9 protein-coding genes, 1 tRNA gene and 1 other RNA gene are annotated in these 12764 nt (G+C 68.1%); 9 read left to right on the top strand and 2 right to left on the bottom strand.

From position 1 onward, the window contains the following. The coding region (locus tag MKL20_RS09185; RefSeq protein ID WP_244036420.1) for a methyl-accepting chemotaxis protein at positions 1-1275 on the bottom strand (1275 nt) is incomplete at its 3' end. 186 nt (positions 1276-1461) lie between these two features. Between MKL20_RS09185 and ssrA the strand changes: the two genes are divergently transcribed. Next, positions 1462-1867: a transfer-messenger RNA gene (ssrA, locus tag MKL20_RS09180) on the top strand. Positions 1868-2302: 435 nt separating this feature from the next. Here ssrA and MKL20_RS09175 read toward each other — a convergent pair. After that, positions 2303-2377: transfer RNA gene (locus tag MKL20_RS09175), tRNA-Val, on the bottom strand. 324 nt (positions 2378-2701) lie between these two features. On the opposite strand from MKL20_RS09175, the gene MKL20_RS09170 reads away from it, so the two are divergent. From MKL20_RS09170 to MKL20_RS09135, 8 genes are all read left to right on the top strand, one after another. Beyond that, entirely contained in the window at positions 2702-3745 is a 1044-nt protein-coding gene (locus tag MKL20_RS09170; RefSeq protein WP_244036419.1) for a hypothetical protein, read from the top strand. Continuing rightward, complete coding sequence (locus MKL20_RS09165) at positions 3745-5931, top strand: glycosyltransferase family 2 protein (RefSeq protein ID WP_244036418.1); 2187 nt, start codon at positions 3745-3747, stop codon at positions 5929-5931. The genes MKL20_RS09170 and MKL20_RS09165 overlap by 1 nt, the downstream gene beginning before the upstream one ends. Before the next feature lie 190 nt (positions 5932-6121). Continuing rightward, positions 6122-7462: an MFS transporter gene (locus tag MKL20_RS09160; RefSeq protein ID WP_243969071.1), complete on the top strand. Its 1341-nt coding sequence runs from the start codon at positions 6122-6124 to the stop codon at positions 7460-7462. Positions 7463-7578: 116 nt separating this feature from the next. Beyond that, the gene (gene cyoA, locus MKL20_RS09155) at positions 7579-8835 is read left to right on the top strand and encodes a ubiquinol oxidase subunit II (protein WP_244036417.1); all 1257 of its coding nucleotides are present in this window, start codon (positions 7579-7581) and stop codon (positions 8833-8835) included. Between the two features lie 74 nt (positions 8836-8909). Then, entirely contained in the window at positions 8910-10910 is a 2001-nt protein-coding gene (gene cyoB, locus MKL20_RS09150) for a cytochrome o ubiquinol oxidase subunit I (RefSeq protein WP_244036416.1), read from the top strand. A 4-nt stretch (positions 10911-10914) separates the two neighbouring features. After that, complete coding sequence (gene cyoC / locus MKL20_RS09145; RefSeq protein WP_243944826.1) at positions 10915-11547, top strand: cytochrome o ubiquinol oxidase subunit III; 633 nt, start codon at positions 10915-10917, stop codon at positions 11545-11547. After that, positions 11544-11948 (top strand): cytochrome o ubiquinol oxidase subunit IV, encoded by a 405-nt coding sequence (cyoD, locus tag MKL20_RS09140; RefSeq protein WP_244036415.1) that lies wholly within the window; start codon positions 11544-11546, stop codon positions 11946-11948. The genes cyoC and cyoD overlap by 4 nt, the downstream gene beginning before the upstream one ends. A 74-nt stretch (positions 11949-12022) precedes the next feature. After that, positions 12023-12745: an SURF1 family protein gene (locus tag MKL20_RS09135; protein ID WP_244036421.1), complete on the top strand. Its 723-nt coding sequence runs from the start codon at positions 12023-12025 to the stop codon at positions 12743-12745. The last annotated feature ends 19 nt before the right edge of the window (positions 12746-12764 follow it).

Genomic DNA, 12764 nt, shown 5'->3' with positions numbered 1-12764 from the left:
GACCTGGCCGGTGGCCGCCTTCGCTTGATCGGCGAGCAGCTTCATCTCGGAGGCCACCACGGCGAAGCTGCGCCCGCTCTCGCCGGCCGCCGCCGCCTCGATCGCGGCATTGAGCGCGAGCAGATGCGTGCGCTCGGAGATGTCGTTGACCGTCTCGATGATGTCGCCGATCGTCTGGGTCTTCTCCGACAGGCTGACGATGTTGCCGGCGACCGCCTCGGCCTGCTCGCGGATCGCGTCCATGGCCTTGGCGGTGTCGGAGACCGCGCGCAGGCCCTGCCGAGAGGTCTGGGCGGTGGCCTGGGCGGTGGCGATCACCTCGGTGGCGCGCTTGCCGATCTGGGCGCCGGAATGGGTGATCTCGTCCACCGTGGCGGCGGTCTCCTGGACGGCGGCGAATTGCTGCTCGACGGACGCGGCCTGTTGCTGGGCGGAGGCGCGGATCTCGGCGGCGGCGGCGTTGAGGTCGGCGGTCGCCGCGCGGTTGGTCCGGGCGAGGTCGGACAGGCCGTCGACCATGGCGTCGAGGGTGCGCCCCAGCCGGGCGATCTCGTCACGCCCGCCCGAGCGCAGCCGGCCGGAGAGGTCGCCTGCGCCCACGCGCTCGACGAAACCCATCACCGCCCCGAGGGGCCGGACGATCAGGCGATTGATCGCGATCCCGATCCCGGCGCAGATCAGCAGCGTGAGCAGGGTGCCGCCCCACAGGGCGAGGCTCTCGTTGCGCTCGGCCCGGGCGACCCGCTGGTTCAGCGCCGCCCGATTGGCCTCGGCCAGGCCCTCGATGGCGCCGAGCCGGTCGCGCAGGGTGTCGAACAGCTGCTTGCCCGTGCCGTCGGCCTCGATCCGCACCGCCTCGGGCCGGGTCGCCGGATCGGCGGCGCCCTGGATGGCCGCCTGGCCGATATCGGTCTGCCAGGAGCGCGCCGCCGTCACGGCATCGGCCAGGAGGCGCGACGACGCGGCATCGGTGCCGACCAGGCCCCTGAGACGCTCGATCGCCGCGTCGAGGGCCGGCCGTCCCTGCAGGTAGGGTTCGAGGCTGCCGTCCCGGCCGGTGAGCAGGTAGCCGCGCAGGCCCGTCTCCTGGTTGAGCATGGCGTTGCGGAACGCGTCGAGGCCGCGGATCGTCTGGTTCGCGCGGTCGAGGGCGTCGTTCGCGTCCCGCAGCTGGCCGCGGGTGAGCAGGACCGCCCCGCTGCTGAGCACCGACACCAGCGCGATCACGCCGATGGCGCTGCCGAGGGTACGGTTGAGGCCCAGCGTGTTCGGCATGTTCGGCTTTTCCTGACCAGACTGGCGGACGGCCTCGATCGGCCGCGTCAGCCGATGGCGGCGTAAGCCCATAGCGCTCAAACCCCGCCGGTGCGAGCCGCAGGAGGCCGAAGGCGTCCGTCCCGCGGATCCGCCGTCCCCTGCCCTCGCAGCGGCGACGGGTTGCCGGGGCTGATCCCGCACGAGCCTGTGGACCTTCCGCCTCACACGCGGTAGAATGCGCGTGAGGTTGATGACCGGTTCGTAATAACGTTTCAGGACCCGGGGGCGGTACCCGGCGCCTCCACCAAAAGCATCCTGCCCCGGACATCGAACGGGGTCACAGCGCGCGTCTTGCGCCGCCTGAGATCAGGGTGCTTCTGCTGGGGGCGAAGTTAGGTTCGACTGGACGGTAAAGGGATCGCGAGTTCTGCCCTGTTTCGGCAGGATAAGATGCGACTTTCGGTAAGGACTCGACCGGTTCGGCGCAGGCAACCCCTGTTCCGGGCACCTGACCAAAACTCTAAATGCCAACGATAACGTTGTCATGGATGCCCGCCTCGCGGCGTAAGCATCTTGCGGCAGGGCAGCCGTAGAAACAGAACCCGGGGCTTCGGCCCCGGGGCCCACCTTTTCGGACAGGGCGAAGACGAAAACACGCTCCGCGGCGATGCCCGGGGTGCTCAACGCATGTGTGCCGCCTGGGTGGCGCTACGGCGTTGTCTTGTCGGGATCCATTTGCCGTCGACCTGCCAGCGCTGAAAATCGGCATCCGGTTCGACGATATGGCTGCTCGCACGAAGCACCTCGACGGCTTCAACGTTCGGATTGTGGCTCTCGGGCAGCCCTCGGCCGGGGCGACCTCGCGGCGCTGCCCGATCTGGATTAGGTCGTGATCTTCAGGGGGGAGTAATGCGGCTCTGAGAGGCGCCGTCGGCCCGCAGCGGGCCGGCTAAGAGCACCTCACAAGACTCCCGATCACCGGGATTTCTCCTCTGGCCGCGACGGCGCAGCGGGAGATTTGTGAGAGGCTCTAGGTCATTGAGAATGGTGGAGACGACAGGGATCGAACCTGTGACCTTTCCCATGTCAAGGGAATGCACTACCGCTGTGCTACGTCTCCGTTCCGAACTGCTCAGATTCATCGAACCTGAAACCGCCGAAATAGTTTAACCGGTTCAGCGACTTATTGGGAGGACCGCTACCATGTCAAGGTAGTGCTCTCCCGCTGAGCTACGCGCCCGGGCCGGTGCTGTGCGAGCACCGGTGGGCCGGGCCTATAGCCGGTGCTCGGCGGGGGCGCAAGCGGAAGGTTGGCGGTGGCGGTCGGTGGCTGGGAAGCCGCGATGGTGCACGCGGGGAAGAAAATGCGCTATGGGCCTGCCGGCCGGCATTCGGCCGGGCCGCCGAGGCGGTTCCGGCATTCCGCCGCCTCAAGCTTCGGGACATGCGCTACTTCATCGATCACGATCACGGCGACTCGATCCGCGGCTGGATCGTGCCGGACAATCCCCTCGCCATCAGCCGGGTGATGGTCTCCGTCGGCGGCCAGCGCGTGGCCGAGATCCCGGCCAGCGTCACCGACGAGGCGTTCAAGCGCAACGGCTGGCACGCCACCGGGCAATGCACCTTCGTGGTGACCCCGGCCGAGGTGCCGGGGCTGCCCGACATCCCGCGGCTCGAACTCTACGATGCCGACACCAACGTCCTGGTCTATCGCCGCATGCCCCCGGACGGGCTGGTGCGGCTGCGGACCATGCTGATCAACACCGGGATCGAGCCCGAGACCGCCCTCCAGGCGGCCCTCTTCCCGCATTTCCAGCATTGCTATTTCGGCATCCACAAGCTGCCGGACGAGATCCTGACCTGCGTCCTCACCGGGCCGGCCGCCCCCTCGGCCTTCCTGTCGGGGGCCGTGACGATCCCGCGCTATGAGAACTTCATGACGCCGGACCTGATGATCACCGCGATCCTGGTCCAGGACCCCTATACCGAGATGGCGACCCGCATGCTCTGGCTGAAGGCCCGGGCCGGCGATGCCCTCGATCCCACGCGGGGCTGGCGCCTCGGGCCCCTCACCGAGGCCGCAGCGTTCTCGGACGACTATGATTTCACCGACGTGAAGAGCCTCAAGCGCTATTTCCGCATGCTGCCGGAGCCGGCCTACCGGCTGCTCTACAACCCGCTGACCCGCCAGCTCGGCACCCGCATGCCGGAGGACCGCCTGCATCCGGGCAATTCGATCGCCGCGATCGAGATCCTCGCCCGGGTCGGCATCGTCGGCCACAAGACCCGGTACCACGCCTTCGCGTCGACCTTGTTCGACCAGCTGGGCATCCGCGCCCCGGTGCCGGTGCCGCCGCCGGTTCCGGCCGAGACCCAGGCGCTGGCCGAGCGCCTGCGCACGGTCAAGGCGGTGGAGGAGATGCTGGTGTTCGATGTCGCCATGTCGGATGCCGTGAAGGACTCCATCGACAAGAGCTGGAGCTGATGGTGCGGCCGACCGAGACGGGGGCGCCCGAGACGCGCCTGCCGCCGGCGCACCTGACCGGGACCGGGCGCAAGCGGCGTCCGCTTCCGGCTCGGGCGGCGGCGGACGGGATGCGGATCGAACTCCCGGGGCTCGCCGGCCGCTGGCTCGAGATCACCCTGTCCAACGATCCGATGGAGGGGCTGGACGCGGTCCCGGTCATGGCGTTCGTCGGGCCGGAGGGGCGTCCGGGGCCGCTGCTGCCCCAGGAGGCCGCGGGCGGGGGCGCCTTCACGTGGATCGGTCGCCTCCCCGAGGGCGTCGCCGCGCTCCGCGTGGCCGATCCCGCCGGGCGGGTCCCGGCCCGGCTGCGCCGGGTCACGGTGCGCCGCCTTGCCCGGCCGTTCCTGGTGCCGCGCGCCCTGCCGCGCGAGCCGGCGCTCGCCCTGCAGGCGCTGTACTGGCGGATCCTCGGCAAGAAGGTGCGGGCGCGCGGCCTTTTGGGCCGGGCGCTGGCCCATCGCCGGGTCACCGGATACGAGGCCTGGATCCGCGCCCACGGCTACCGCCGGGCGGAGCGGGCCGGGATCGCCGCCGAGATCGCCGTCTGGGCCGATCCCCCGCTGATCTCGGTCCTGATGCCGGTGCACGACCCCGATCCGAAGGTGCTCCAGGCCGCCCTCGCCTCCCTGCGGGCGCAGCTCTACCCGCATTGGGAGCTGTGCGTCGTCGACGACGCCTCGACCCGGCCCGCGATCCCCCGGATCCTGCAGCGTGCCGCCGAGGCCGACCCGCGCATCCGCGTGCTTGCCCGGTTCGAGAACGGCCACATCGCCCGGGCCACCAACGACGCGCTGGGCCTCGCCCGCGGCACCGTCTGCGCCTTCATGGACCACGACGACGTGCTCACCGAGGATGCCCTCTACGAGGTCGCCCGGGCGCTCCGCCTCGATCCGGACTTGGTGCTGATCTACTCCGACGAGGACAAGATCGATCGCCGCGGCCGCCGGTTCGATCCGCATTTCAAGCCGGGCTTCGACCGCGAGCTGCTCTACGCGCAGAACTACATCAACCACCTCACCGTGGTGCGCACCGACGCCCTGCGCGCCGTCGGCGGCCTGCGCCCAGGCTTCGAGGGCAGCCAGGACCACGACCTGCTGCTGCGCCTCACCGACGGTCTCGACCCGTCCCGCATCCGCCACATCCCGCGGGTGCTCTACCACTGGCGTGCCGCGCAGGGCTCCGGGACCTTCTCGGACCGGTCCCTGGCCCGGGCCGAGGCGGCGCGCCTGCGCGCCCTCGACGAGGTCGTGGCCCCCTGGGGCGGCCGGGCCGAGCGCGGCCCCTCGGGCTTCAATCGCTTGGTCCGGCCGCTGCCGGAGCCGCCGCCCCGGGTCTCGGCGATCATCCCGACCCGGGACCGGGCCGAAATCCTGTCGGTCACCCTCGACGGGCTGCTCGAACGCACCAACTACCCCGATATCGAGGTGGTGATCGTCGACAACGACAGCCGGGAGCCCGAGACCGCGGCTTTGTTCGCCCGGTATCGCGGCGATTTGCGGGTGCGCATCGTGCCGGTGCCCGGGGACTTCAACTTCTCGGACCTGTCGAACCGCGGCGCGGCCGCCGCCACCGGCCCGGTGCTCTTGTTCCTCAATAACGATGTCGAGGTGCTGGAGCCCGGCTGGCTCGGGGAGCTGGTCCGGCAGGCGGTGCGGCCGGAGATCGGCGCCGTCGGGGCGAAGCTGCTCTACCCGGACCGGACGATCCAGCACGGCGGCATCGTGCTGGGGATCGGAGGCGTCGCCGGCCACAGCCATCTCGGCGTGGCGGACGAGGATCCCGGCTACTTCTGCCGCATGGTCATCGCCCACGAGGTCTCGGCGGTCACGGGCGCCTGTCTCGCCATGCGCGCCGACGTGTTCGAGGCGGTCGGCGGTTTCGACGCCGAGGCCCTCAAGGTCGCGTTCAACGACGTGGATCTGTGCCTGAAGATTCGCCGGGCCGGCTACCGCATCGTCTGGACGCCGTTCGCGAAATTGATTCACCACGAGTCCAAGAGCCGCGGGGCCGAGGACACGCCGGAGAAGCGCAAGCGCTTCGAGGGCGAGGTGCTCACCATGCTCGATCGCTGGGGCCCGGAACTGCGGGCCGACCCCTACTACAACATCAACCTGTCACGGAACTCGGCGCATTACCGGGTCTAGGACGGCGCGCCTGCCCGGCCCGGCGGGCCGGATTTCATCCCTATCGGGGCGCTGCCCTCCTCGGGGTGCCATGCATGCGTCAGTGGGTGAACTTGCGTCGGATGCCGGTTGCGATACCTCTGGACATGCCGCATGAGGCGGTTCCGGCCATGGCGCCCGAACGGGCGCGCGGTGAGGGCGGCTGTCAACAATGAGTGCGAACACCCCAATGGCCTCGGCCACGACCCTGGAGCGTGATGCTCAGCAGGCAATGGGGGACCACAAGGTCCACCCGAACGAGATCGCCATCGGCGTGGTCATCGGCCGCGCATCCGAATACTTCGACTTCTTCGTGTTCGGCATCGCCTGCGTGCTGGTCTTCCCGAAGGTGTTCTTTCCGTTCGTCGATCCGCTGACCGGGACACTGTACGCCTTCTCGATCTTCGCCCTCGCCTTCATCGCCCGGCCGATCGGCTCGGTGATCTTCATGGCGATCGACCGCCGGCACGGACGTAGCGTCAAGCTGACCATCGCCTTGTTCCTGCTCGGCGGCGCCACCGCGGCGGTAAGCTTCCTGCCGCGCTACGACAGCATCGGGATCTCGTCCGTCTACATCCTGGCGGTCCTGCGGATCCTGCAGGGCCTGGCCCTCGGCGGCGCCTGGGACGGGATGGCCTCCCTGCTCGCCATGAACGCGCCCCGGGAGCGCCGCGGCTGGTATGCGATGATCCCGCAGCTCGGCGCGCCGCTCGGCTTCATGGTGGCGAGCGCTCTGTTCGCGTTCTTCCTGGTCAATCTCGACGATGCCGACTTCATCGACTGGGGCTGGCGCTTCCCGTTCTACTGCGCCTTCACCATCAACGTCGTCGCCCTGTTCGCCCGGCTGCGCCTCGTCGCCACCGACGAGTTCGCCCGGATGATGGACCTCGATCGGCTGCGGCCGGTGCCGGCGTTGGACCTGTTCCGGCACCATGCCGGCGACGTGATCCGCGGCGCCTTCGTGCCGCTGGCCGGCTTCGCGCTGTTCCACCTCGTGACGATCTTCCCGATCGCCTGGCTTGCGCTCAACAACACGAGCAGCCGCTCGCCCGGCGAGTTCCTGATCGTGCAGTTCTCGGGGGCGATCGTCTGCGCCGGCGCGATCGCGGCCTCCGGGCTGATCGCCGACCAGATCGGCCGCCGCAACTGCCTGATCATGAGCGCCTCGCTGATCGGCTTCTTCGCCGTCGGCAGCATCATCGCGCCGCTCCTGTTCGGCGAGAGCGCGATCGGCCAGACGATCTATGTGACGATCGGCTTCATGCTGCTCGGCCTCGCCTACGGCCAGACCGCCGGCGCGGTGACCGCCCGGCTCGGCAATCACTATCGCTACACCGGCGCCGCGCTGACCTCCGACTTCGCCTGGCTGGTCGGCGCCGGCTTCGCCCCGTTGGTGGCGCTGTTCCTGTCGCAGCGCTATGGCCTGGCCATGGTCGGTGTCTACCTTCTGTCCGGCGCGGTCTGCACCCTCGCGGCGCTGTTCCTCGACCGTTCGGAAATGCGCCAGATGTAGTCGGCAGCCGCGCGGCTCAGGCCGCGCGGCCACCTTCCAGAATCTGCCAGGAGCGCCGCCTCGCGCGGCACGGCAGGGACGCCGCGGATGCGGCTTGGGATAAAGAGACGAGTGCTGTGACCTCTTCGACCCCTCTTCCGGACAGGATCGCGCCCGCCAAGAGCCGGGGCGGCCCTGCGCGGCGCTTCCTGCCGCTCCTCGCCCTGCTGCCGGTCCTGGCGCTGCAGGGCGGCTGCAACCTCGTGGTGATGAGCCCGGCCGGCTACGTCGCCGAGCAGCAGCGCAACCTCGTGCTCGCCGCCACCGGGCTGATGCTCCTGATCATCATCCCGGTGATCTTCTTCACCCTGTTCTTCGCCTGGCGCTACCGCGCCACCAACGAGGATGCGGTCTACGATCCCGAATGGCACCACTCGACGCAGCTCGAGGTGCTGATCTGGACGGCGCCCCTGATGATCATCATCGCGCTGGGCGCGCTGACCTGGATCGGCACGCACACCCTCGATCCGTTCCGGCCCCTCAGCAAGATCGACGCGAAGCGCGACGTCCCGGCCGGCACGGAGCCGCTTCAGGTCGAGGTGGTCGCCATGGATTGGAAGTGGCTGTTCCTCTACCCGCAATACGGGATCGCCACGGTCAACGAGCTCGCCGCGCCGGTGGACCGGCCGATCCAGTTCAAGATCACCGCCACCGACGTGATGAACACGTTCTACATCCCGACGCTCGCCGGCATGGTCTACGCGATGCCGGGCATGCAGACCCAGCTCCACGCGGTGATCAACCGCGAGGGCGCCTATGAGGGCCGCTCGGCGCATTACAGCGGCGCCGGCTTCTCGAACATGTTCTTCAAGTTCAACGGCCTGACCAACGAAGCCTTCGACCAGTGGGTCGCCAAGACCAAGGCGCAGGGCGGCGCGCTGACCCAGGAGGCCTATCTCGATCTGGAGAAGCCGAGCGAGTCCGAGCCGTCCCGCTTCTACAAGTCCTACCCGAAGGGCCTGTACGACCGGATCATCGGCATGTGCCCCCGGCCGGAGCAGATGTGCGTCGGCGAGATGGTGAAGATCGACGCGAGGGGCGGTGCCTCGGGGGCGGAGGCCGAGGCCAACTACGATCGGTTGCAGTACGACAACCGCATGGCCGATCGCGGCAACGAGGCCCCGGGCGCGACCGGGCCGGCATCCGGGACCGGCCCGCACGGGCAGACGCAGCCGCAGGGCATGAAGCCCAGGCCCGACATGGGCAATCCGGACTCGCGCAATCAGGGCGAGTCCGCGCTGCCGGGGCAGGAGAAGGCGCCCGAGGTCAAGGCGCCGGACAGCCAGGGTCAGAGCGAGGGCGGGCAGATCGCGCCCAAGCAGCTCAACCAGTAAGAATGCTCGCTTGAACGCGAGCCCCACACCGTAAACCGGCGGTCGCCGTCGAACCCATTGAACGGGCCGATCCCATGTTCGCAAACCTGGACCTACAACAGTTGATCCTCGGCCGATTTACGATCGAGCAGATCCCGTATCACGAGCCGATTCTGCAGGCGACCTTCGCCGGCGTGGCCGTGGTCGGCCTCGCCGTCCTCGGCGTGATCACCTACTTCCGCTTCTGGGGGCCGCTGTGGCGTGACTGGGTCACGTCCATCGACCACAAGAAGATCGGTATCATGTACTGTATCTTCGCCCTGATCATGCTGCTGCGCGGCTTCGCCGACGCGTTGCTGATGCGCTCGCAGCAGGCGGTGGCGTTCGGTTCGGAGCAGGGCTTCCTGCCGCCGCACCACTACGACCAGATCTTCACCGCCCACGGCATGATCATGATCTTCTTCGTGGCGATGCCGTTCGTCACGGGGCTCATGAACTTCGCGGTGCCGCTGCAGATCGGCGCCCGCGACGTGGCCTTCCCGTTCCTGAACAATTTCAGCTTCTGGATGACGGTGGCCGGCGGCATCCTCGTGATGGTGTCGCTGTTCGTCGGCGAGTTCTCCCGAGCCACCTGGCTCGCCTACCCGCCGCTCTCGGGGGCTGCCATGAGCCCCGGCGTCGGCGTCGACTATTACATCTGGGCGCTGCAGATCGCCGGCATCGGGACGCTGCTGTCTGGCATCAACCTGATCGCGACCATCGTGAAGATGCGCGCGCCGGGCATGACCATGATGAAGCTGCCGATCTTCGTCTGGTCGTCGCTCTGCACCAACATCCTGATCGTGGCCGCCTTCCCGATCCTCACGGCCGTTCTCGCGATGCTGTCGCTCGACCGCTACGTCGGCACGCACTTCTTCACGAACGACCTCGGCGGCAACGCCATGCTGTACTTCAACCTGATCTGGATCTGGGGTCACCCGGAGGTCTACATCCTGATCCTGCCGGCCTTCGGGGTGTTCTCCGAGATCACCTCGACCTTCTGCGGCAAGCGGTTGTTCGGCTACACCTCGATGGTCTACGCGCTGGTGGTGATCACCATCCTCGCCTACCTGGTGTGGTTGCACCACTTCTTCACCATGGGCTCGGGCGCCGATGTGAACTCGTTCTTCGGGATCACGACGATGATCATCTCGATCCCGACTGGGGCGAAGATCTTCAACTGGATGTTCACGATGTACCGCGGCCGGATCCGGTTCGAGGTGCCGATGATGTGGGTGGTGGCGTTCATCGTCACCTTCGTGATCGGCGGCATGACCGGCGTCCTGCTGGCGGTGCCCCCGGCCGACTTCGTGCTCCACAACTCGCTGTTCCTGATCGCGCACTTCCACAACGTGATCATCGGCGGCGTGCTGTTCGGCATGTTCGCCGGCGTGACCTTCTGGTTCCCCAAGGCCTTCGGGTTCAAGCTCGACGAGTTCTGGGGGAAGATGGCCCTCGTGTTCTGGGTGAGCGGGTTCTACGTCGCCTTCATGCCGCTCTACGTGCTCGGCCTGATGGGCGTGACCCGGCGCATGCAGCACTTCGACGACCCGTCGCTGCAGATCTGGTTCGTCATCGCAGCCTGCGGCGCGGGGCTCATCGCCTTGGGTATCGCCTCGCAGATCGTGATGTTCGTGGTCTCGATCCGCAACCGCGAGAAGCTGCGCGACCTGACCGGCGACCCGTGGGGCGGCCGGACCCTGGAATGGTCCACCTCCTCGCCGCCGCCGGACTACAACTTCGCCTTCACCCCGGTGGTCCACGACTCGGACGCGTGGTGGGACATGAAGAACCGCGGCTTCGCCCGGCCGATGACCGGCTACAAGCCGATCCATATGCCCAAGAACACCGCGTCCGGCGCCATCCTGGCGGGCCTGAACTTCACCTTCGGCCTGGCCATGGTCTGGTACGTCTGGTGGCTGGCGGCGCTCAGCTTCGTGGCGATCTTCGTCGTCGCGATCCTCCACACATTCAACTACAACCGCGACTTCTACATTCCTGCCGACACGGTCAGTCGGACGGAAGGTCAGCGGTCGCGCGAACTGGAAATGGCGTGATTCGATGATGCACGGGGAGACTGCACCCCCCGGCGCCGCGGCGCCGGTCTTCTACCAGACCGACGAGGAGGGCCATCATTCCGAGGGCTCGACGATGCTCGGGTTCTGGCTCTACCTGATGAGCGACTGCCTCATCTTCGCGACCCTGTTCGCGACCTACGGGGTGCTCGGCCGCAGCTACGCGGCCGGGCCGACCCCCAAGGATCTGTTCGACCTGCCGGGCATCGCCGTGAACACCGCGATGCTGCTGTTCTCGTCCATCACCTACGGCTTCGCCATGCTGGAGATGGACCGGAATCGGATCAAGCAGACGCAGATCTGGCTGGCGATCACCGGACTGTTCGGCGTCGCCTTCGTGTCTCTGGAGATCCGGGAATTCGTCCACCTGTTCCATGAGGGCGCCCCGCCCTGGCGCAGCGCCTTCCTGTCGTCGTTCTACACCCTGGTGGCGACCCACGGCCTGCACGTCTCGGTCGGCATCCTCTGGCTGGTCGTGCTGCTGGTTCAGCTGCGCAAGCACGGCCTGATCGTCGAGAACAAGCGCCGGCTGATGTGCCTGTCGATGTTCTGGCACTTCCTCGATCTGATCTGGATCGGGGTGTTCACCGTCGTCTACCTGATGGGAGTGCTCGAATGAGCGCCGACGCGCACCACCTGACCGGGCACGGCCAGGAGACTCACGACGCGCACGCCCACAGCGAGGGCGGGCACGGCAGCTTCGGCAGCTACATCACCGGCTTCGTCCTGTCGGTGATCCTGACGGTGATCCCGTTCTGGCTGGTGATGGGCAACGTGCTCGACAACAGCCTCGTCACCACCCTGGTGATCCTGGCGCTGGGCGGCGTGCAGATGGTCGTGCACGTCATCTACTTCCTGCACATGAACACGAAGTCGGAGGGCGGCTGGACCTTCCTGGCGCTGATCTTCACCATCATGGTGGTGGTGATCATGCTCTCGGGCTCGGTGTGGGTGATGTACCACCTCAACCACAACATGATGCCGATGGACGCCCACGACGTCATGAACAACGCCCGCTGAGCGCGCGTTCGGCGATGACGACATCGGGGTCGGGAGGGGGGGCTGAGCCGGGCTCGGCCCCCTCCCCGGCCCCGATGTCGTTGCTGCGGCGCGTCGTGTTCGGCGTCGCTGTGGGCTTCGTGTTCGTCGTCCTGTTGGGTCTTGGGACTTGGCAAGTCCAGCGCAGGACCTGGAAGCTCGACCTGATCGCCCGGGTCGATGCAAGGGTCCACGCCCCGGCCGTGCCCGCCCCCGGCCCTGCCGAATGGCCGCGCATCGGCCCCGACGACGCCTACCGGCACGTCTGGCTGTCCGGCACCTTCCTCCATGACCGCGAGACCCTGGTCCAGGCGGTGACCGAGCGCGGCGGCGGCTTCTGGGTGCTGACGCCCCTGCGCCGGCCCGACGGCAGCCTCGTGCTGGTCAATCGCGGCTTCGTGCCGGGGGCGAACCGGGACCCCGCGACCCGTCAGGCCGGGCAGGTGGCGGGCGAGACGCGAGTGACCGGCCTCCTGCGGCTGACCGAGCCCGGCGGGGCGTTCCTGCGGGCCAACGACCCGAAGGACGGGCGCTGGTACTCCCGCGACGTGGCCGCCATCGCGGAGGCTCACGGCCTCACCGATATTGCCCCCTACTTCGTCGATGCCGATGCGACCCCCAATCCCGGCGGCCTGCCGGTGGGCGGGCTCACGGTGATCGCCTTCCCGAACAGCCACCTGGTCTATGCGCTGACCTGGTACGGGATGGCGCTGATGCTCGCCGGCGCGGGGATCTACATCCTGCGCGGCCGCCGGGCTCATAGACCTGCGGGGGAGTAGCCCGGTTTCCGGGGGCGTC

Origin of the sequence: Methylobacterium sp. E-066 (assembly GCF_022829635.1) — a bacterium.
Classification (GTDB): domain Bacteria; phylum Pseudomonadota; class Alphaproteobacteria; order Rhizobiales; family Beijerinckiaceae; genus Methylobacterium.
Note: the sequence above shows the minus strand (reverse complement) of the source record. Positions and strands in the feature narration are given on the sequence as shown.